20 protein-coding genes are annotated in these 21,343 nt (G+C 63.5%); 11 read left to right on the top strand and 9 right to left on the bottom strand.

Annotation, left to right across the window (positions count from 1 at the left end):
* The first annotated feature begins 90 nt into the window (after positions 1–90).
* On the top strand, positions 91–897 hold the full coding sequence (locus ACYQ47_RS11635) for an alpha/beta hydrolase (RefSeq protein WP_250468164.1): 807 nt from the start codon (positions 91–93) through the stop codon (positions 895–897).
* A gap of 44 nt (positions 898–941) precedes the next feature.
* Here ACYQ47_RS11635 and ACYQ47_RS11630 read toward each other — a convergent pair whose 3' ends face one another.
* From ACYQ47_RS11630 to ACYQ47_RS11610, 5 genes are all read right to left on the bottom strand, one after another.
* Complete coding sequence (locus tag ACYQ47_RS11630; protein ID WP_250527535.1) at positions 942–1,817, bottom strand: YsnF/AvaK domain-containing protein; 876 nt, start codon at positions 1,815–1,817, stop codon at positions 942–944.
* Between the two features lie 62 nt (positions 1,818–1,879).
* Positions 1,880–2,341 carry a YsnF/AvaK domain-containing protein gene (locus ACYQ47_RS11625; protein WP_250468166.1) on the bottom strand — a complete coding sequence of 154 codons (462 nt, stop codon included), beginning with the start codon at positions 2,339–2,341 and terminating at the stop codon, positions 1,880–1,882.
* 39 nt (positions 2,342–2,380) lie between these two features.
* On the bottom strand, positions 2,381–3,103 hold the full coding sequence (locus ACYQ47_RS11620; RefSeq protein WP_459905446.1) for a hypothetical protein: 723 nt from the start codon (positions 3,101–3,103) through the stop codon (positions 2,381–2,383).
* Between the two features lie 239 nt (positions 3,104–3,342).
* On the bottom strand, positions 3,343–4,431 hold the full coding sequence (locus ACYQ47_RS11615; protein WP_250468168.1) for a zinc-binding metallopeptidase family protein: 1,089 nt from the start codon (positions 4,429–4,431) through the stop codon (positions 3,343–3,345).
* A 40-nt stretch (positions 4,432–4,471) separates the two neighbouring features.
* Positions 4,472–5,281: a transglutaminase-like domain-containing protein gene (locus ACYQ47_RS11610; protein WP_250468169.1), complete on the bottom strand. Its 810-nt coding sequence runs from the start codon at positions 5,279–5,281 to the stop codon at positions 4,472–4,474.
* 479 nt (positions 5,282–5,760) lie between these two features.
* Between ACYQ47_RS11610 and phaP the strand changes: the two genes are divergently transcribed.
* The 4 genes from phaP to ACYQ47_RS11590 all read left to right on the top strand — a co-directional run bounded on the left by phaP (position 5,761) and on the right by ACYQ47_RS11590 (position 10,801).
* Positions 5,761–6,303 carry a TIGR01841 family phasin gene (gene phaP / locus ACYQ47_RS11605; RefSeq protein ID WP_250468170.1) on the top strand — a complete coding sequence of 181 codons (543 nt, stop codon included), beginning with the start codon at positions 5,761–5,763 and terminating at the stop codon, positions 6,301–6,303.
* Positions 6,304–6,411: 108 nt separating this feature from the next.
* Positions 6,412–8,016, top strand: coding sequence for an acyl CoA:acetate/3-ketoacid CoA transferase (locus ACYQ47_RS11600; RefSeq protein WP_459905445.1), 1,605 nt, complete (start codon positions 6,412–6,414; stop codon positions 8,014–8,016).
* On the top strand, positions 8,013–9,677 hold the full coding sequence (locus ACYQ47_RS11595; RefSeq protein WP_250468172.1) for an acetolactate synthase large subunit: 1,665 nt from the start codon (positions 8,013–8,015) through the stop codon (positions 9,675–9,677). The genes ACYQ47_RS11600 and ACYQ47_RS11595 overlap by 4 nt, the downstream gene beginning before the upstream one ends.
* On the top strand, positions 9,674–10,801 hold the full coding sequence (locus ACYQ47_RS11590) for a zinc-dependent alcohol dehydrogenase family protein (RefSeq protein ID WP_250468173.1): 1,128 nt from the start codon (positions 9,674–9,676) through the stop codon (positions 10,799–10,801). The genes ACYQ47_RS11595 and ACYQ47_RS11590 overlap by 4 nt, the downstream gene beginning before the upstream one ends.
* A 196-nt stretch (positions 10,802–10,997) precedes the next feature.
* Here ACYQ47_RS11590 and ACYQ47_RS11585 read toward each other — a convergent pair whose 3' ends face one another.
* The 3 genes from ACYQ47_RS11585 to tauA are packed head-to-tail and all read right to left on the bottom strand — an operon-like array spanning position 10,998 to position 13,674.
* A complete protein-coding gene (locus ACYQ47_RS11585; RefSeq protein ID WP_309958749.1) occupies positions 10,998–11,816 on the bottom strand; it encodes an ABC transporter permease subunit in 819 nt (272 codons plus the stop codon).
* 50 nt (positions 11,817–11,866) lie between these two features.
* Entirely contained in the window at positions 11,867–12,646 is a 780-nt protein-coding gene (locus ACYQ47_RS11580) for a taurine ABC transporter ATP-binding protein (protein WP_459905444.1), read from the bottom strand.
* Positions 12,643–13,674: a taurine ABC transporter substrate-binding protein gene (gene tauA, locus ACYQ47_RS11575; RefSeq protein WP_244830267.1), complete on the bottom strand. Its 1,032-nt coding sequence runs from the start codon at positions 13,672–13,674 to the stop codon at positions 12,643–12,645. The genes ACYQ47_RS11580 and tauA overlap by 4 nt, the downstream gene beginning before the upstream one ends.
* Positions 13,675–14,064: 390 nt before the next feature.
* Between tauA and ACYQ47_RS11570 the strand changes: the two genes are divergently transcribed.
* A complete protein-coding gene (locus ACYQ47_RS11570; protein WP_255784742.1) occupies positions 14,065–14,517 on the top strand; it encodes a DUF2501 domain-containing protein in 453 nt (150 codons plus the stop codon).
* A gap of 138 nt (positions 14,518–14,655) precedes the next feature.
* Here the strand turns inward: ACYQ47_RS11570 and ACYQ47_RS11565 are convergent, their stop codons facing one another.
* Positions 14,656–15,543 (bottom strand): SDR family oxidoreductase, encoded by an 888-nt coding sequence (locus ACYQ47_RS11565; protein WP_250468176.1) that lies wholly within the window; start codon positions 15,541–15,543, stop codon positions 14,656–14,658.
* A 98-nt stretch (positions 15,544–15,641) separates the two neighbouring features.
* Between ACYQ47_RS11565 and ACYQ47_RS11560 the strand changes: the two genes are divergently transcribed.
* The 5 genes from ACYQ47_RS11560 (at position 15,642) to ACYQ47_RS11540 (ending at position 21,310) form a co-directional block, all read left to right on the top strand.
* Entirely contained in the window at positions 15,642–16,472 is an 831-nt protein-coding gene (locus tag ACYQ47_RS11560) for a helix-turn-helix transcriptional regulator (RefSeq protein WP_250468177.1), read from the top strand.
* 129 nt (positions 16,473–16,601) lie between these two features.
* Positions 16,602–16,829: a hypothetical protein gene (locus ACYQ47_RS11555; RefSeq protein ID WP_244830270.1), complete on the top strand. Its 228-nt coding sequence runs from the start codon at positions 16,602–16,604 to the stop codon at positions 16,827–16,829.
* 187 nt (positions 16,830–17,016) lie between these two features.
* Positions 17,017–17,994: a serine O-acetyltransferase EpsC gene (epsC, locus tag ACYQ47_RS11550; protein ID WP_244830271.1), complete on the top strand. Its 978-nt coding sequence runs from the start codon at positions 17,017–17,019 to the stop codon at positions 17,992–17,994.
* The gene (locus ACYQ47_RS11545) at positions 17,991–18,251 is read left to right on the top strand and encodes a helix-turn-helix domain-containing protein (protein WP_250468178.1); all 261 of its coding nucleotides are present in this window, start codon (positions 17,991–17,993) and stop codon (positions 18,249–18,251) included. Before epsC ends, ACYQ47_RS11545 begins: the two co-directional genes overlap by 4 nt.
* Positions 18,252–18,568: 317 nt before the next feature.
* Positions 18,569–21,310, top strand: a complete 2,742-nt coding sequence (locus ACYQ47_RS11540) for a LuxR C-terminal-related transcriptional regulator (RefSeq protein ID WP_250468179.1) — start codon at positions 18,569–18,571, stop codon at positions 21,308–21,310.
* Positions 21,311–21,343 lie beyond the last annotated feature (33 nt).

The following is a 21,343-nucleotide window of genomic DNA, read 5'->3' as shown; positions in this document are numbered from 1 at the left end:
GCATAACGGGCTTTCGCGGCGCGCGGGCGCTGGAATGATTATGCTTTCAACGTCTGAAAAAGCTTGATGATGTCGAACGAGAGAATTCGCATGCCCCTGCTGTCCCACGGTCTACGCTTTGCCATTGCCGCCTATCTGCTTGCGGCGCTGACGCTCTTTATGGTGCAGGACCGGATGCTTCTGCCTTCCACTCCGAGCGCGCCGGATCTTCGCACAGTCCCGCACGCCGGTGCAAGCATCGACCTGTTGCAAGTGCGCGACCAATTCGCGGGCTATGTCGTCACTCCGGCCGGGCGCGAACCGCGCGGGACGTTCATGGTTTATCACGGTAACGAGGAGTCGGCCGACACCAAATTGCCGCTCGCCGACGTGTTCGTGCGTGACGGGTATAGGGTGGTGATCGTCGAGTATCCGGGGCACGGCAGACGCCCGGGAGAGCGCACGATGAAGGCGGCGCTAGCCGCATCGCGGGAAGCGTTGGCGGCCACCATCGCGCAGTGGCGCGGGCCGCTTTATCTCGTTGGGGAGTCGCTCGGTGCGGGCATGGCCGCGCAGGTCGTGAAGGGCAATGAAGCAGCGCTCGCGGGCGTCGTTTTGATCACGCCGTGGGACTCGCTCGCCGACGTCGCCGCCGAAAAATATCCGATTTTTCCGATCCGCTGGATGCTGCACGACGGCTTCGATTCCGTCGCCGCCGTGTCGCATTACGACGGCCCGCTCGTGATCGTGGGCGCGCAATTGGACACGCTGATCCCGGTGATGCATGCGCGCCGCTTCGCAAACGAACACGAACGCGCGCGTTTCATGCTCCTGCCGACCGCCGATCATGACCACTGGTTCGGCGTCATGACGCAGGCGGACTGGCGGCAGGTCTTGCAGTGGATGCACGCCGGCTGACGAAGCCCGGCGCCGGCGTTTCCTCGTCGGTCAGTCGCGCGGGCTCAATGCGAGGTCGGCTTGACAGGCGCAACCGGGCTCACGCCGTCGATCGCACGCACCGGGTCGACGTTCTTGGCTTCGACGTGTTCAACTTCGACATCCGTGCCGCGCAGTGTCTCGTTGATCGTCTCGGTGCGCTCGGTTGCCTGCCGGCCCACGACGACTTCCTCGACGACATGCGCGGTCTTCGCGACGACGGCGTGTTCTGCCGTCTCGCGAATTTCCACGAAGCCTTCCTTCAGGTCAGCGGCCGTGGCGGGCCGGTCGACCGGACGGCGCTCGATCGTCGCATGCTCGTCACGCAGATTGACGGTCTCGCTGACAGGCGTTGCAGTGGCGCGCGAATAAACGCGCACGCCGCCGGTTTCGACTTCGCGCTTGCCGACTTCGAGCGACTCACGCGTCACCGCAAATGACTGGCGATCGGCCAGCACTTCATCCGAAGTCAACGGCTTTGCGGATGCGTCGAAGCCCGCATAACCGCCGCTTTTCCAATGCGCCACGCGTTCGTCGATATCCACGACGCCCGCCTCGTGCATCGTCGAACGCACGAGCGGCACCTGTGATTCTTCCTTCACGTTGACCGTGAGTAACGCGCCACCGCGACGAACCGCTTCCTGATAGTTGCCGATGTCTTCCGACCGGTCGTCGCCAGCAAACATGTTGCCGAAGAAATTCTCGATCTTGCCGACGATGCCGACTTCTTCCGTGGCAGCGGAAGCGGGTCGATCTGCAACCACGGGACGTTCCGCTCCGCTCGTCTCGTCACTGGCGTGCACTTCCATGTCGGCGCGGTCTAGACCGCCTTCCACGAGACGCGCGACCGCGCTTTCGGCTTGCTGAAACGAATCGAATACACCAACGATTGCTTGAGTCATGTTTTGCTCCGGGTAGATTTGAGTGATTTGAATGGCGGCCAGACGTTGCTTCGAAGAACGGCTCAGGAAGATGTCTTGCCCGAGCCCGAGGACGGTATCGCGGGGTCCGCAATCCAGTCTCCAACCGTTCCAGCGCGCCTTTCCACGACGACTTCCTGACGTTGCAACTCGGCTCTGTGCACGTCATTTTTTTCGGTCACTACAGTGGTGATGCGGATTTCTTCCTTGAGCATCAGCCTCAGTTCGGTCACGGGCACGTACTCGAAGACGGGCACGACCAACGTGTCGCCTTCATGGCGCGGCGCAAACTCCGCGTCCACGAAACGATTGAGGGCAACGCGTTCTATCTGTGCCGTGCGGTTGTGCAGAACGACAGGCACCTCGCGCGACTCGGTGTGCGTCACGACACGCACGCGCACCATGCCGGTTTCGAGCGTTTCCGTCGATACGTGCAGACGTTCTTCAGTGGCGGTCAACGTCGACGTCTCCACGACACCTGTCGCCGTTCGATTCTGCGTGCTCATGCGCGACTCCAGGTTTCGTGGATCAGTCGGATAGGGCGTTTAGCGTGTGACACGATTGTCCGGCGCAAGGCGTCCTGCGGCACCGGCGCGCAAGGCGACGTCATCGCGAGCGCTGCCGCTTGCATCTTCGAACGGCGGTTGGTGGCGGAATCCCGCACCACCCGACACGATCGCGATGATCGCGCCGACGAGAAGTGCAGCGAACGAGAACCACGAAGCGCGGGCGACGCCGCGTGCGGCGGTATCGGCGGCCTGACGTGCATCGGCTTCAGCTTGCGGGCCGGATGCAGCGGCCGTTGCGGAAGCAACCGCGCCTTGAACCTGCGCCTTGAGCGAACCCAGCATCGTGCCGCTTGCGGCCGAAGGGTTGGCCGCGGCGGTAGCCGTCGCACCGGTCGATGCGATGCTGCCTGCCGCACTCACTGCGCTGCCGACGAGCGACGTTGCGCTGTATGCCATCGCGATGATCATCACGGCCCATGCAAGCAAGCCGTGCAGCCAGCCAAGAACCGGCGCGCAACGCCCTGCAAAATAGGAACCGATGAACACGGCGATGACCGTCATCACGATCATGTAGGCGCCGGAGCCGAACGCGAAGCCTCGCGATGGATCGGGCTGAGTCAGTGGCGACAGCACCGATGCCCCGATAGCGGTTCCGAGCACCGTCAACATGAGGTACGCGATCAGCGAGAGGATGACTCCCGCGATGACGGCGCCCCATGAGACGCGGGGTAGACCATATTGTGTAGTAAGCAGGCGCATAGCGGTATCCAAAAGAATTTAGGAAGCCAAAACAGGCACGTCTAGTGAGCAACGCGTGCTGGCCAACTTGTAGGTGCAATCACCATTCCCACGAAGTACCGGAGGCGGCTTGAACCGGCATGGACGAAGGTTCGCGCATGCGGTCGGGAGCAAATAGGTGGGATCTGCTTGAGGGTGTCGCGCGGCGGGCGAAGAACACTTATCGCCGCGTTGACCTATCGATGTCCTTCAATGCGGACTCAAGGCGAGTTTGCTTCCACGCGATCGTGTTCATGCTCGAGGCTCTGCGCCTCGATCAGACGATGGATGAACCTCAGCTTTTTCACGGCGCCAGGCGCAAGCGTGAACGGATACGGGTCCGGCATGCCGAGGCTTCGGTTGAGGCTGTTCATGGCGTAGGTCAGCATCGTCCATTGCTTCATCAGCAATTCGAAACTCGGCGAGTGAGGCAGCACTTGCGCGGCGAAGTTAGGACCTTTGCGGCTCACTGGCGCGATGTTGATGCCGCATGCGCGCGCGGTGCCGGTGGTATCCACGATATGAAGATAGTGCGCCCAGGTTTCCGCCCAGTCTTCCCAGGGATGCATGGTCGCGTAGGCGCTGACGTGATTCGTCGCCCAGTCGGCAGGCGCGCCGTTGCGATAGTGGCGGGAAAGCGCTTCGCTGTAACTCGCCCGATCGTCGCCGAAGAGCGTGCGGAACGACGCCGTTCGCCGCGCGCCCACCACGAGGCGATCGAAGTAGTAATGGCCGATCTCGTGTCTGAAGTGACCGAGCAAGGTCCGGTAGGGCTCGCGCATGGCGATGCGTACGCGTTCGCGACGCACGTCGTCTGCCTCGGCGATGTTCATCGTGATGAGGCCGCTATGATGGCCCGTCAACACCTTTTTGCCTCGGCGGCTTTCGAGAAACTCGAATTCGAGCCCGGTTTCCGGATGCTCCTTGCGTGTGTCAACGCGCAATCCCAGCACGGCGAGCGTGTACAGCAAACGACGCTTCGCGGCTTCGAGTCTGGCCCAGTAATAACGACGGCGCGGCGCTTTCAGATTCGGGATCACGGCGGTCAGACGGCAAGAATGACAGAACGGGTCCGGCGAGTCTTCCGGCACCATCCAGTTGCAAACCTTTTCGACCGAATAGTTGTGGCACGGCTTGTAGCGAACGTCGCCGTCCGCCGGCTTCGCTTCCCACCGAGGCCCCTTCAGCTTGACGAATGCGCTCATCTCGCCCGTTTCCGGAATGAAGCCGAGCATCGACCCGCAGCGTTCGCATTGAACGTTTTCGAAGAAGATGAGATGTCCGCAGTCGGTGCAGTGAAACGCTTTCATAACGGACGATTCGTGGGCGTTCTAAAGGTGGACGCGAAGATCATTCGCACGGCTCGCAAATCACCTTGAAGTCGACCAGGGCCGCGCTCCCGAAGGTCATGCTGATAGGCACGTCGGTCGCATCGCGGCCGCGCGCCATGAGTACACGGCCAGTGCGCGGTGCGTTGTTGCGCGGATCGAAAGTCTGCCAGGTTCCGCCGAGATAGGCTTCGAACCATGCACAGAAATCCTGGTCCGCATAAGGCGGCGGCAGGTTTACGTCGCTGATGTAGCCGGTGCAATACCGCGCCGGAATGTTCAGGGCGCGGCAGAGCGCCACCGCGAGTTGCGCGTAATCGCGGCACACGCCGATGCCTTCCTGATGCGCTTCGGAAGCCGTGCGCGTGGGCCGTGCCGTCTTGTAGTCGAACTTGATGTGTGCGTGCACGTAATCACAGATGGCGAGCACCTGGGTTCGCCCTTGCGACAGTCCGCCGAACCGTTGCCACGCGAAGTTGGAAAGCAAGTCGGTTTCGCAATAGCGGCTGCCCAGCAGAAACTGTAGACACTCGTCGGGAAGTTGTTCGACCGGGAGTTGACCATCTTCCAGGGGATAGCTTTCCGGCGTATCGGGCACTTCGAGCACGCCTTCGGTCGCCACGACGAGCGGACCCACAGACGGCGTCACGATACGCGTGCACAAGTTGCCGAAGCCGTCGTAATAGTGTGTGAACGCGATCGGCGGATCGAACGTAATGCGATCGGCAACGACGACCTTGTCCGACATGGAAGGATGCGTGTTGAGCATGAGCACCGCAGGCGTGGCCTGAGTGCAGTTATAGGTCAATTGAAAACCGACGCGGAGCTTCATGGAGGTGGGTCCAAAGGATTAACGGGCGTACTAGGGCGATCAACCGAACGCCTCGACCTTCGACACGACCCAGGAGATTTTGCCAGCTTCGCCAAGCGCCGCCATTCACCTGATGTATGCATCGGATGAGGACGTTCTTGTTGCATGCCAGCATGAGATAACTTGTTCCAGCAACATCGGGGCCTGGAACCATCGATGCTTGTGAATACACGATAACACCATTACTTTGTCCCAACGCTTTGGAAAGAAAAGCAGCATCCACTCCGAAGCGCGCCAAAACCGGTTCATTCGACTTGACGCACCTTGCCCGAATCGCTTCAACGGTGTCGCCGTTGAAAAACATCAGGAAACCGAAGGATCACAAAAACTTTGCTTGACGCATGCGACCACTCCCGTATGATGGACTCATTGTTGCAATGCAGCAAAACGGGCGCCGTACCCACGGATCGGCTCGCACGTACCTCTTTATGGAGCGGACAATGTTTCCTATTCTTCAATCATCGGCACCGGCGGCAACGACACAACTCGAAGCGTTTTTCGGCATCACGAAGCGCTATGCGATGGGACTTCAACAGCTTGCCGATCTGAATGTGCAGACGGTCAAGGCTGTGTTCGAGGAAAGCGCCTCGGTCCTCACGTCGGGTTCGGACGTGAAACCGAGCGACTTCATGGGTTTTCAGTGGACGCTGTTCGCGGAAGTGCCGGAGAAGTCGGCCGCTTATGCGCGCCACTTCTTCCAGATCGTTCGTGAGACGGAAGCCGACATCCTCAAGGAAGCGCGCAGCCAGTACGAGCAATACGGTTCCGGCATGAAGGGCGCGTTCGAATCGGCCATGCAGCAAGGCTCGTCGCAAGTGCAAAAGTCGATTGCTTCGATATCGGATGTGGCCTCGTCCGCGCATGCGGCAAGCGCTGCGCCCAAGCTCATTCTCGATGCAAGCGAGAGCACGGTGGATAGCGTGACTGGTGCGACCAACGCCAGCATCGAGCTATTGAACACCAGCCCCAAACATTCGGCGTGAAGTTTCCGGGAATGTGACATCCGTCGCCAACGCCCGCTTAAGCGGGCTTTTTATTGCGGCCACGCCTGGAGCACTCCGGTGATTTTGCTGGCTTAGAGAGGTCCCGCCATGACAGACAAGATTGCGACCGCCGACGAAGCGATCGGACTGATCCGCGACGGCGACGCCGTCTGCTGCTCGGGATTCGTCGGCATCGGTACACCCGATGAATTGCTGATCGCGCTGGAACGACGTTTCCGAAGCGCCGCCACGCCACGCGATCTGACGGTCGTTTTCGCCGCCGCACCGGGCGACGGCGGCGAGCGCGGACTCAACCGCATTGCGCTGCCGGGGCTCATCAGGCGCGCTATCGGCGGACACTGGTCGCTCGTGCCGAAGCTTGCACGCATGGCGACCGACGACCTGATCGAAGCCTACAACCTTCCGCTCGGCACGATGTCGCATCTGTTTCGCGATATCGCGGCGCATCGCGCCGGCACGATCACACAAGTCGGAATCGGTACGTTCGTCGACCCGCGGCTTGGCGGCGGAAAGATCAACGCGAGCACGACGGAAGAGCTCGTCAGCGTCATCGAGATCGATGACAAACCGTGGCTGCTCTACAAAGCCTTTCCGCTCGACGTGGCGCTGATTCGCGGCACCACGGCCGACACCGACGGCAACATCACGATGGAGCGCGAAGCGCTCGTGCTCGACGCGCAAGCTATCGCCATGGCCGCGCATAACGGCAAAGGTCTGGTGATTGCGCAAGTGGAGCAGATCGTTCCAAGCGGCACGCTCGATCCGCGCGCGGTGGTGGTGCCGGGCATTCTCGTCGATCGCATCGTGCTCGCGCCCGCCGGCGCGCAGCCGCAGACATACGGCACGGCCTATGACCCAGCGTTCTCGGCCGAAACGAAAGCCGTGGTCGGCGAGATGAAAAGCCCCGTGCTCGACGAGCGCAAGGTGATCGCACGCCGTTGCGCGTTCGAGTTGCCGCCAGGCGGCGTCGTGAATCTCGGGATCGGCGTGCCTGAAGTGGTGGCGGCTGTCGCGGGCGAGGAGCACTTGCTGAGTCATCTGACCTTGACCGCCGAGCCAGGCGTGATCGGCGGCATGCCGCTCGGCGGCCTCGATTTCGGCGCCGCGATCAATGTCGATGCGCTCCTGCATCAGAATCAGCAATTCGATTTCTACGATGGCGGCGGTCTCGATCTCGCCTGCCTGGGCATGGCCGAAGTGGACCGCGGCGGCAATGTCAACGTGAGCCGCTTCGGCGCGCGGCTCATCGGCGCGGGCGGCTTCATCAACATCAGCCAGAACGCGCGCTCCGTGGTGTTCGCGGGCACCTTCACGGCGGGCGGACTCAAGGTGCAGATCGAAGGCGGGCGGCTCGCGATCATCTCGGAAGGCGCGAAGAAAAAGTTCGTGGAGCGCGTCGAACAGATCACTTTCAATGGCGAATTCGCGGCCGCGCGCGGTCAGCCCGTGCTGTATGTGACCGAACGCTGCGTGTTTCGTCGCGTGCCCGAGGGACTCGAACTCACGGAGATCGCACCGGGTATCGATCTCGAACGCGATATCCTCGCGCATATGGACTTTGCGCCCATCGTGCGTCAGGTCCGGCTAATGGACCCGCGCATCTTCCTTCCGCAGATCATGGACCTGTCGACCATTCTCACCGAGCGCGGCGCAATGACCCGCGAACTCGCGTTGCAAGGAGACTGCCAATGAAAGCATCCGACCTGTTTGTCAGGGCGCTCGAAAACGAAGGCGTCGATCGTATCTTCGCCGTGCCGGGCGAGGAAAACCTCGATGTCGTGGAATCGCTGCGCAAATCGAGCATTCAGCTCATCGTGACGCGCCATGAGCAGTCGGCGGCCTTCATGGCGGCCACGCACGGTCGTCTGACCGGTCAGCCGGGCGTGTGCATGGCGACGCTCGGTCCCGGCGCGCTGAACCTCGTCACCGGGGCGGCTTACGCGCAACTCGGCGCCATGCCGATGATCCTCATCACCGGCCAGAAGGCCATCATGACCTCGCGGCAGGCGCGCTTCCAGATCGTCGATATCGTGGCGACGATGAAGCCGCTCACCAAGGCATCGCGGCAGATCGTGAGCGGCGCGAGTATTCCGACGGTCATACGCGACGCGTTCCGGCTCGCCGCCGAAGAGCGTCCCGGCCCCGTGCATCTCGAACTCCCGGAAGACGTGGCGGCCACCGAAGTGAGCGACGACGTGGGCATCGTTCCCAGGCATCCGGTCGAACTGCCCGTCGCGCACGACGCCGCGATCGAACGCGCCGCGAACCTGCTGATGCACGCCGAACGGCCGCTCGTCATGTTCGGCGCGGCGAGCAACCGGCCGCGGCTCGCGGGCCAGTTGACCGACTTCATTCGCCGCACCGGCATTCCGTTCTTCAACACGCAGATGGGCAAGGGCACGGTCGCGGCTATCGGCAACGACGAAGCCACCGAGCTGTGGATGGGCACGGCCGCGCTCAGCGAGCGCGACTATCTGCACGAAGCGATCGACCGCGCCGACCTGATCCTCGCAATCGGTCACGACACGGTCGAAAAGCCGCCGTTCTTCATGGGACCGAAGGGGCCGCAGGTGATCCATGTGGGCTACACGCCCGCCAATGTCGAGCAGGTGTTCTTTCCGCATGCGGAAGTGGTCGGCGATCTAGGCTTGAGCCTGTCGCGCCTCGCCGCGCGCGTCGAAGGCAGGTTGCCGTGCGCGGGTGCGCTGGCGCCGCTGCGCGAAGGCATTCTGAAGCGCACGCTCGACCGCGCCGACGAATCGCGCTTTCCGCTGACGCCGCAACGGATCGTCCACGACGTGCGCGAAGTCATGCCCGCCGATGGCATCGTCGCGCTCGACAACGGCATGTACAAGATCTGGTTCGCGCGCTGTTACCGCACACGCAGCGCCAACACGCTGCTCCTCGACAACGCCCTGGCGACGATGGGCGCAGGCCTTCCATCCGCGATGATGGCGGCGCTTCTCCACCCCGAGCGGCGCGTGATGGCGGTGTGCGGCGACGGCGGATTCATGATGAATTCGCAGGAGCTGGAAACTGCGGTGCGGCTGAAGCTGAACCTCGTGGTGCTCATCATTCAGGACGACGCGTACGGCATGATTCGCTGGAAGCAGGCCGTCGACAAGTTCATCGACTGGGGCCTCACCTTCGGCAATCCGGACTTCCTCAAGTATGCCGATGCCTACGGCGCGAAAGGGCGGCGCGTAGAATCGGCCGAAGGACTGGTTCCGGCGCTGGAGGGCGCGTTCGAGGACGGCGGCGTGCAGCTCGTGATCGTGCCGGTAGACTATTCGGAAAACATTCGCGTGCTTGTCGAGGAACTCGGCAACCGCGGCATCGAGGGGACGAAATGAAGATCAAGGCAGCAGTTCTGAACGCGATGGGTACGGCCACGCCTTACGCGGAATCGAAGCCGCTTCGCATCGAAGAGGTCGAGCTTGCGCCGCCCGGCCCGGGCGAAGTGCTGATCAAGGTCGCGGCGGCGGGGTTGTGTCATTCGGATCTGTCGGTCATCAATGGCGACCGGCCTCGTCCCATGCCGATGGCGCTGGGGCATGAAGCGTCCGGCATCGTCGAGGAACTCGGCGCGGGCGTGACCGATTTGAAAGTGGGCGATCACGTGGTCGTCGTGTTCGTGCCGAGTTGCGGACACTGCGCCCCGTGCGCCGAAGGGCGGCCGGCGTTGTGCGAGCCGGGCGCGGCCGCGAACGGCGCCGGCACGCTGCTGTCCGGCGAGCGGCGGCTTTCGCATGGGGGCGGGCCGCTCAACCATCATCTCGGCTGCTCCGTGTTCGCCGAGTACGCGACCGTGTCGCGCCGCTCGGTCGTGAAGATCGATCCCGCCGTGCCGCTCGGCGATGCCGCGCTCTTCGGCTGCGCGGTGCTCACGGGCGTGGGCGCTGTCGTCAATACGGCGCAGGTGCGAGTCGGTGCGTCGGTGGCGGTGATCGGGCTGGGCGGTGTCGGTCTCGCCGCGCTCATCGGTGCACACGCGGCGGGCGCGCGGCAGATCATCGCCATCGACCTGGCCGACGACAAGCTCGAACAGGCACGCGCGCTCGGGGCCACGCATACGGTCAACGCGGGTCAGGACAATGCGCTCGAACAGATTCGCTCGCTGAGTTCGGGCGGCGTCGAATTCGCATTCGAATTCGCAGGCTCGATTCGCGCGCTGGATCTCGCGTATCGCATCACGCGTCGCGGCGGAATGACGGTGACCGCCGGGCTGCCGCCATCGACCGCCAACTGGCCGCTGCCAGCGGTGAGTCTCGTTGCGGAGGAACGCACGTTGAAGGGCAGTTATATCGGCACGTGCGTGCCGTCACGCGATATTCCCCATTACGTCGATCTCTATTCGCAAGGCCGCTTGCCCGTGAACAAGTTGCTCACGGGACGCCTGAAGCTCGACGAGATCAACCATGGCTTCGACCTGCTGCATGAGGGAAAAGCGATTCGGCAGGTGGTCGTGTTCGATTGATTCGGCTTGACCACGCGTAGCCGCATGAAGTCGTTCGCGAAGGAAGGCAATCGCGCCTTGCCTTCGAGAACGATGTCTTTCGGTTCGCGAAGCTGCCTTGTGACCGCCGCAGTCCATCGAGAAACGCGCTTCGACGACTGCTTGAGGAACGCATCGCGCTTGTCTTCGCTGTGATGATTGCGTGGAAGGCGCGCCTTCAACGCCCTTTCCACGGCACGAGCCGCCGTTCCAGCGCGCGCATGCCGAAGTCGAAGATCCACGCAATCGCACCGATGAGCACGATGCCCATCACCACTACGTCGGTGCGCAGAAAGCTCGACGCGTTCAGCACCATCTGTCCGAGACCGGCGTTAGCCGCGACCATTTCCGCCGCGACGAGCGTGGTCCAGCCAAAGCCGACCGCTATGCGCAAGCCCGTCAGAATCTCGGGCAACGCGGCGGGCAGCACGACATGCCGCACCACTTGCCGGAAGCTCGCGCCGAGCGACCACGCGGCGTTCACCTGCTCGGTGGTCGCGCTGCGCACGCCCGCGCGCGCGGCCATGGCGATCGGCGCGAAACACGCGAGCCAGATGACGACGATCTTCGCGGTTTCATCGATACCGAACCAGATCACGACGAGCGGCAGATAAGCGAGCGGCGGCAGCGGCCGGTAAAACTCCAGAGGCGGATCGAGCACGCCGCGCGCAATCCGGCTCACGCCCATCAAAATGCCGACCGGCACCGCCGTCACGACCGCGAGCGCGAACGCGCCGAACACGCGAATCGCGCTCCACAGCAGATGCTCCGATAGCGGCAGACCGCCCTGAATGCGCCCGTGCACGGCATCGATGAAAGCACGCCACACGGCCTCGGGCGACGGCAGAAAAAGCGGTGGCAACCAGTGAAAATGCGTGGTCGCCCACCACAGCACGGCGATCGCCACGACGCATAACGTGCTCGGCATCGCGGTGGGTCCCGCGCCCGGCATGCCGCGATAGCGCTTGCCACGCTTCGCGCGCCGGGCGCGAGGCACTGCCGCGCTTTCTGAGGGTGGAGCGAAGCGGGCCTCCTGAACGGGCTGCGTCACACGGCCTCCGTGACAGGACGATGCAATCGCCGCGTCAGACGCTCGCGCCACTCGATGAACGCGGGCGATGCCTTCACCGCGCGGGCATCGCGATTCGCGACGTACTCGCGCGAGAACGGCAGTTCGTGCACTTCCTCGATACGGCCCGGACCCGGCGTCATCAACACGAGACGGGTGGCGAGAAAGAGCGCTTCCTCCACGCTATGCGTGATGAAAAACACCGTCTTTTGCGTGCGCGCCCAGACATCGAGCACGAGTTCCTGCACGGTTTCGCGCGTGAGCGCATCGAGTGCGCCCATCGGTTCGTCCATCAGCAGCACTTCGGGATCGCTGGCGAGCGCCCGCGCGATGCCCACGCGCTGCTGCATGCCGCCCGACAGCGCATAGACCTTCGCGTGCTCGTATTGCGCGAGGCCGACGAGGCCAAGCGTGCGGCGCGCGATCACGCGACGCTTGTCGCGCTTGACGCCGCGAAAGCGTAAGCCGAGCGCGACGTTGTCGAGCACGTCGAGCCAGGGCATGAGCGCGTACTTCTGGAACACGACGCCGCGTTCCGCGCCCGGCCCGAGAATCGGCTCGCCGTTGAGCGACGCTTCGCCTTCGGTTGGATCGAGAAAGCCTGCAAGGCAATTGAGCAGCGTGGTCTTGCCGCATCCGGAAGCGCCGAGCGCGACGACGAACTCGCCGCTGCCGATTTGCAGATCGACGCCCTTGAGCGCGGGCGCGCTCGCGCCTTCATACGTGACGCCGAGATTGCGGATGGACAGCGAAGTCATTTCGCGGCCTGCTGCGCGAAGCGCGGATCGACGCCCGTCGAATAGTCAGCAAGGACGTTCTGGATCGTGCCTTGTTGCTTGAGGAACTGTGCGGTGGCCGTGAGCGACTTTGCAGCGCCGGATTGCTGACCGCCGCCGAGCCAGGTTGGCGACGCCTGTTCTCTCGCGCTTGGAAAGGCGTAGAGCGAGAGACTCGCGGGCACGTCGGCGGCGGTTGCACCGGACTCTCGCGCCACGGCCTCGACCTGTTTCGAACCGGCGGTCCAGTCGGCTTTGTGATCGCGGTATTGCGCGTCGGTATCGGCGAGCACCTTGGTGAGACCCGCCATGAACGCGGCGTTGTCCTGCGCGAACTTGCGCGAGGCGACGAAGCCATCGAAGGTCGCCTTGCCGCTTTCCTTCGCAACTTCGCCCGATGTCACGAGCACCTTGCCGTTCTGCTTGACCTTGGCGAGCACCGGGTCCCAGATGTAGGTCGCGTCGATATTGCCGCGTTCCCACGCCGCCGCCACTTCAGGCGGCCGCAGGTTGACGATCTTCACCGATGAAGGATCGACGCCCGCCTGCTGCAACGCCACGAGCGCATGAAAATGCGAGGTCGATACGAACGGCAGGCCCAGCGTCTTGCCCTTCAGATCAGCGAGCTTCGTCACGCCGGAGCCGTTGCGCACGACGAGCGCTTCAGCGTCGTTGATGTTGTCGAGAATCCAGAAGAGCGAGAGATCGACGCCTTGCGACAGTCCGGCCGCGATCGGGCTCGACCCTGCTTCGCCCACTTGTATCGAGCCGGACGCCAGCGCGCGGATCACGTCCGCGCCGCTGCCTAGCTTGCGGTACGTGACCTTGTAGCCGGTCGCCTTTTCGACCGCGCCGCTTGCCTGCGCATAGCGCCACGGCACGACCATGTCCTGATAGCCGATGACGACCTCGCGTGTCTCCGCTTGCGCGTGCATCGGTGCGAGAACGACGGTTCCAAGTGCGAAAGAGGCGAGGCTGGCGAGGAGTTGACGACGGGTCGTGTGTTTCATGGAGCAGGCGCTAAGGTCGTTGTAAAGCCTTCGACTATAGGCACTTCACGTGCCGCGGCTACCAATGTTTTATGCGTAGCAAATCACATCGCGACTGCTTTGGTCTTCATTGAAACCGCACCCTGATGCGCGGCGTAAAAAGCGGCGCGACACTTGGCGCCGACACTCGAAGATGCGCTCCGCATCCACGAGCCGATCGCACAGTTCGACAAGTCGGACCGTTTAGGCAAGCGCATCGGGTCGACATTCCGTAAGCTTGTCTGAACCCGTGGCGCGCGTGCATTGCTCGATCTCGCGAGCACTGTTTCATCGAAGGGTTCGAGTCCGGGTCGCCGCTTCTTCGAAACGCACTATAGTGGAGGATGTTTTCAACGAAGAGAGAGGGCTCGCATGATCTCACGCACTCGTTCCACCCTGGCCGCTACGATGCTCGCCGCGACGCTCGCGTATGTCCCCGCCGCGCATGCGCAGCTCGGCAATCTGCTCAATCAGGGGGGCAATAGCGGAGCCGGTGGCGGACTGAGCAGCCTCGGCAGTCTGGGCAGCGGGATGTCGTTGCAATCGCTGACATCGAACAGCACGGGCAACGTAGCCGGCGTGCTCCAGTATTGCATCAAGAACAACTACCTCGGCGGTGGCGCGTCATCGGTCAAGGACGGCTTGATGAGCAAACTGCCGGGCGGTGCATCGACGAGCGATAGCGGATACACCGACGGCTCCAAGGGCATTCTCAATAGCGGCAGCGGCAAGGTCGATCTGAGCGGCGGGGGGCTCAAGGAGCAGATTACCAAGCAGGTCTGCGACAAGATACTGTCGCAAGGCAAGTCGTTGCTGGGTGGTTGACGGTTTGACGTCGGCAATGGAACGCTTCCGCGAGAGCGTCCTCGACGTTTGCGTCGAAGACGCTCCACGGCTTCTTAAGCGATCCAGAAGCGATGCGCAGCGCTCTCATGCCGAGGCGCCGCGCCGCGCGTTCAAGCGTTAAACATACCGCGCCTCGTCCAGATCGGCGATCAACGTCGGCCCGGTCGGATGCCAGTCGAGCCGCGCCTGCGTCAACGCGCTCGATGCGGGCATATCCAGAGCGACGAACATGGCCATCCATCCGAAATGCGCGGCGGCTTCCTCCGGCGCGATGGAAACGGCCGGCAGCTTCAGGCCTCGTCCCAGCGACTCGGCGATCTCACGGCTGCTGACGCCTTCTTCACCCACCGCGTGATATCGCGCGCCCCGTTCGCCCTTTTCCACGACCAGCCGATAAAGCCGCGCGACATCCGACAGATGACCCGCCGGCCAGCGGTTCTGGCCATCGCCGACATAAGCGGATACGCCTTTCTCCCGCGCGACCTCGACGAGCGGCGTAATGAGTCCCTGCTTAAACGGATTGTGGACTTGGGGCAGCCGCACGACCGAGACGTTGATGCCCGCGTCCAGCAACGCATGACCCGCGAGTTCCGACGCGATGCGCGGGTTCGGATGACTCGCGTTGAACACATCCTCGCTCGCCGCCTCGCCATGCGCGCCACCGCCCATCCCGGTTCCCGACGTGATGACGAGCGGCCGGTCCGAGCCTTCGAGCGCCGAGCCGAGCGCGGCAATGACGCGCTTGTCCTTCTCGCAGTTCTCGATGAACCTCGAGAAGTCGTGATCGAAAGCCGTGTGGATGACGGCGTCTGCTTGCGCCGCGCCAGCGACGAGACTGTCCGGCTCTTCCAGCGTGCCGCGATAAACGTCGGCACCCGCTTTCTCGAGCGTTTGCGCACCCGCATCGGAGCGCGTCATGCCGAGCACCTGATGCCCGGCGCGAATGAGTTCGGTAACAAGGGCCGAGCCGATAAAACCGGTCGCGCCTGTCAGAAAAATACGCATGGTCAAAGCTCCCTGGTCGTGACCCGCTTACTATCCGATCGTTTCTTATCCCGTTAAAGTAGTGACTTCATCATGGTAAAGCGACTAACAGGGTCTTCATGTCAGTCAACACCGCACGATCGCTGGGCGATTTCCTAAGGAGCCGTCGCTCGCGGCTCGACCCGGCGAGCTTCGGATATTCCGGGCGCAGACGAACGCCCGGCCTGCGCCGGGAAGAGGTCGCGCAGCGCGCGCATATCAGCCCGACCTGGTACACGTGGCTCGAACAAGGGCGGGGCGGCGCGCCATCGGCGGAAGTGCTCGACCGCATCTCCGGCGCATTGATGCTGACGGATACCGAACGGGAGCATCTCTTCATGTTGGGCCTCGGGCGGCCGCCCGAAGTGCGCTACAAATCGGTCGAAGGCGTTCACCCCCGCTTGCAACGCCTGCTCGATTCGCTCGAAGCGAGTCCGGCAATCATCAAGACCGCCATCTGGGATGTGGTCGCGTGGAACCGCGCCGCCGCTGTCGTGCTGACCGACTACGGCACGCTGCCGCCCGGTGAGCGCAATATCCTGCAGTTCCTGTTCCGCAATCCCACCGTCAGGGCCAAGCAGCACGATTGGGAAAGCGTCGCGCGCTTCGTCGTGGGCGCGTTCAGAGCGGATGTGGCGCGTGCCGGACTCGCTTCCGAGGTGAGCGAACTCGTGGACGAACTCTGCGGCGCAAGCCCGGAATTCGAGGCGTTATGGCGCGACAACGATGTGCTGAACCACGGCGACAGCAATGGCATCAAGCGCCTGCTTCATCCCGTGCTCGGTCAGATCGAGTTGGAGTATTCCGCATTCTCCGTCGATGGCCGGCCCGATCTCGGCATGATCGTCTACACGCCAATGGACCCGGCGATAGCCGCGCGCGTCAAGGTCCTCGCTGCCGCGAAGGCGTAACGATCCTATCCAAGTGAGCGCGTTGTTAATTTGCTAAGACCAAAGGCTTCGTTGGTGCGGCATGGCGCGCATACTAGGATAAAAACATCGCGGACGCTACGGTCCGCACGCGCATAAACGGAGACCTCCATGCGATACAAGGGATACGACGTGGCACCGTCTGCCCATGCCATGCCGAGCGGCCTGTTCGCGGCAAACCTGACTATCGAGAACAAGGTGTCGCCGCACGGCTCGTCGTTCACGTTCGATGCACTCGATTACTTCTTCGAGGCGGATCACGCGGTCGCGTATGCGTTGCGCTGGGCGCGGATGTGGATCGACCAGCGCAACAAGCGGTTTGCGGCGCTCAGGCGCTAGCAGCAATCTTCACCGCGGCGCCGCGCCGCGCCATCCGCACCATCTTCTATGCAAATGAATTTTGCTTGGTTCCACTTTCCCGCCATGTCTCGCATAGTCGGGATTGATGGCTATAGACGGTTGCCTTTTTGTCGGGCGACTGTCGGGTGACCAAGACGTCGAGCTTCAAACATAGAGGACTGCAACCGTGGCCGTATTCGATATCGATGACATCGTCCAGTCGCTTCAGACGGTGCGCCAGCAATGGCGGGAAGTGCAGCGGCGATCGCTCGAACCGGGCGGGCGCGAACTTCCGGCGCGCGAGGCGCTGACCGATATCGTCGGCGCGATGAAGGGCGCGCTCTTTCCAATGCGGCTCGGACCGCCCGATCTGCGTCAGGAAAGCGAGAACTTTTACGTGGGCCATGCGCTCGACTTCGCGCTGCAAGGGCTTCTCGTGCAAGCAAAGCTGGAACTGCAATACAAGGCGCGTCACGCACCGCGCGACGATGCGGCCATCGACGCACGCGCGAGCACCGCGGTGAAGGCCTTCGCGAAGACGTTGCCGCGCATTCGGAGCCTTCTGGACAGCGATATTCTCGCGGCCTATCAGGGCGATCCGGCGGCAGGCAGCGTCGATGAAGTGCTGCTCTGCTATCCCGGCATTCTCGTGATGATTCATCACCGGATCGCGCATGAGTTGTACCGGCTGGAGTTGCCGTTGCTCGCGCGCATCGTCGCGGAACTCGCGCATAGCGAAACGGGCATCGATATTCATCCGGGCGCGAAGATCGGCGCGGGATTCTTCATCGATCATGGCACGGGCGTGGTGATCGGCGAGACGACGGTGATCGGCGACCGCGTGCGCATCTATCAGGCGGTGACGCTCGGCGCCAAACGCTTTCCACGCGATGCCGCAGGCAATCTGGAGAAAGGACTCGCACGGCATCCCGTGGTGGAAGACGATGTCGTCATCTACGCGGGCGCGACCATTCTGGGCCGCGTTACGCTCGGTCAAGGCGCGGTGATCGGCGGCAACGTATGGCTCACGCACGATGTCGCGCCGGGAAGCTACGTGACGCAGGCGCTTTCGCAGAGCGCGGCGGTGTCGCATGCGCAGACGCCGACCCAAACGGTCGTGCAAACGCCCAAGCGCGCGCCGCAAGCCGAACAGGTCACGCCATGAGCACGGTGGTGCGTCACTTCGGCGCGACCGTGCGCGAGTTGCGCGAGTCGTTCGGCTGGACGCAGGAACAACTCGCCGAACAAGCCGGGCTCAATCGCTCCTATGTCGGCGAGATAGAACGTGGGACGTGCATCGCTTCCATCGTGACGCTCGACAAGATCGCGCAAGCGTTCAATGTGCCGGCGGGGCGTCTTTTCGGCGCGTCGCGTGGAGATCTGGCGTCGCTGATATCGGAGTCCACGCCATCGGCGAAGTAACGCGGGCGCGTCGGGTTCATCGGCCGTATTGCGTGCGATGCATGCACAGACGCTTCTTGTAGAAGTGTCTTCGTAAGCCTGCGGCAGCATCGCGCTTGGCCGTCCCGGCGGGCCGCTCCTCAAGACGATCTCAATTCGGAACAAAGGCCGCGCGTCGATGAATCCGCCGATGCCGTCGCCGCATGCGTGGCCATCGGGGTAGGGTGGCCGGCTCGCCAACCCACCCGAATCGGGTGGGTGGTAGTAAGGGGCCTTCGGAATGCATCGACCGGGTCCTACAATCGGGACGAATCACGGCCCCGCTTGCAGAGTCCAGCATGTCCGATCTTGGCGAAACCGCAGTCGAATCCCACGTGTCTGTCGTGCGTGTGGCGCACAAGTTCGTACCGCCACGCGGCGCACGTCAGTTGATGCCACGAAGCGCCTTGCTGGCCCGCCTGCTCGACGCACGGCGCCAGCGCTGCATCGTCATTCACGGGCCGGCCGGAAGCGCGAAGACCAGCACGCTCATGGGGTGGCGGCACTCCCTTCTGACGCTCGACTTCGACGTGGCATGGCTGTCGCTCGCGCCTGCGGACGACGAGGTGCGCATATTCTTCGCCGGTCTGCTCGCGAGTCTCGCCTTGGTGGACCGGTCGATCGTCGACTTGGCGGAACGCCTCACCGCACGCGATGGCGACGAACTTGCCGTGGAACATTGGGTCATCGCTCTCGTGCGGGGTGTCGCCCGTCACAAACGCGAACTCGTGCTGATGCTCGACGATGTCCACCATCTCAGGGACGCGCGCATCTTCGAGGCGTTGCGATGGCTGATCGACTACGCGCCGCCGCAACTGCATGTGGTACTGACTTCGCGGCGGCCGTTGCCGCTGTCGCTCGCGCGATTGCGCGCGCAAGGTCTGACCACGGAGTTCGATCAGCAGGACTTGCGTTTCTCCGCCGAGGAATCGGAGCGTTTTCTTCGCGAGCAGTCCGGCCGGATCGGCAAGCGCGACGCACAGGTCGTGCACGAACTCACCGACGGCTGGGCGACCGGCCTCCAGTTATTCGCGAACGACCTCAAAGCCAGACGCGGGGCTCCGCCTGCGCCAGCGAGCGTGTGCGAAGGCGCGGCGTTCGTGGGCTACTTCGAACGCGAGGTGCTGGCCCGCTTGCCCCGCGACGATGTGCTCCTGCTCACCCACGCGGCCCTCTGCGGCCGCTTCTGCGCGCCGCTCTGCGCTGATCTGCTGGAGCAAGCCGGCGTCGTTGGTCTCGCCATCGACGATATCGCCGCGCAACTCATTCGCCTGGAGGCCGACAATCTGTTCGTCACGTCTGTCGCCCCCGAACAGGAGCGCGATGCGTGGTACCGCCTGCATCCGTTGTTGCGCAGCGTCCTGCTGAACCGCGTGGCGGGGTTGCCGGACGAGGCGCAACGTGGGCTTCATGCAGCGGCATGGCACTGGTTCGATGCGCACGGTCACATGGACGAGGCAGTTCAACATGCCGTGCTTGCTGGAAACAGCGAGGCAGCCGCCAATATGGTCGAGGGATTCGCTCACACGCTGCTCGCGCGCGGCGAATTGCGGCAGCTCGCGAGCCTCATGCGCCGCCTTCCGCCGGGACAAGTGGCGGCGCGCTTCGATCTCCTCGTGATGCAGGCGTATCTGCAAATGTATGCCGGCGAAACCGATGCGCTGCAGCAGGGCATTCGGCAGATTGCACGGCGCAGCGAGCGGTCCGGCCCGCGCGAGCGGTATGCGCTTGCCGTGTTGCGGGGTGGACTGGCGCTGCAGCGCGACGATACCGACTCCGTGGCCGCCTTGCTACCGGAATTGCAGCGCGTGCCGTCCGACGCCGACGCCTTCACACGTGCCGGGCGCAGCAACATTCTCTCGTGGATGTTCATCCATCGCGGCGAGTACGCGGAGGCGCGCAAGGTGCTGGAAGAAGGTGCGTCGCGTGAAGGCGCGCCGCGCGGCATCCTGCTCGGCCGATGCATGGGCGGCATGACGCACGCCGCCGAAGGACAGGTGCTGCTCGCGGAGCGCGTTCTGCGCGAGGTGCTGAGCGAGGCAGACAAGCAAGGCGCGGCGTATATCGGTATTGCGTGCATGTCGGCGGCGCTGCTGGGCGAGGCGCTTTACGAACTGAACGATGTCGAGGCCGCGCTCGCGCTGCTGGAGAACCGCATCGACCTGCTCGAACGAGTGTCCATTCCCGACACCGTACTGCGCGCGCTGACCGTGCTGGCCGGCGCTCACTGGCTGGCCGGCAGACGCGGCGAAGCGCTCGATTATCTGACGCGTCTTGAAGATTACGCGGCGCGCCGCCAGGTCGACCGGCTGCTCGCCTGCGCGCTGCACTGGCGTTCGCGCTGGCTGCTGGACGACGGCCAGGTCGACGAAGCGGATGCCGCGCTGTCACGGCTGGAGGCGCTCGCCGTGCGTTACTCGGGCGCGGTGCGCAGCACGGCGTGGGAAATCAGCGTATGCGCCGGTCTTGCCCGTATCGCCATGTGTCTGCATCAGAACGATTTCGACGGCGCCGTCGCGCGTCTGAAGCCGCTCGCCGCGTTGTCCGAGGCGGGCGGGCGGTGGAGCCGCGTGGCGAGCCTGCGCCTGCAGCTGGCCATCGCGGAGCAAGGCCGTTGCAACGACAAACGCGCCCGCGAGCATCTGACCGAGGCGTTGCGCGTGGGCCATCGCCTCGGACTCATGCGCAGCGTGCTCGATGGCGCGGGTGACTCGCAGGCGATGCTCGACGTCGTCGTGTCGGATCCGCACTTCGATCCCGTGCTGGCGTTCTACGCGGAGCGTCTCGTGAATGCGGGGAAAGCACGCGCACGCTTCCCTGCCGGGGCGAGCAGTCCGCAGGCCTCGGGCGATCTGTTGAGCGAACGCGAGAGCGAGGTGCTGAGTTTGCTCGCGCTCGCGCTGCCGAACAAGAAAATAGCGCGCGTCATGGATGTATCGCTCGACACCGTGAAGTGGCATCTGAAAAATATCTATCGAAAGCTCGACGTATCCGGCCGCGATGGCGCTGTCGCCAGAATGCGCGATCTGAACGCCGGCTGACCATGCGCTCGCTGCCCGCTTTCCCGTGCTTTC

It is taken from the genome of Caballeronia sp. HLA56 (assembly GCF_054655155.1).
This window is presented reverse-complemented; position numbering and strand designations above follow the sequence as displayed.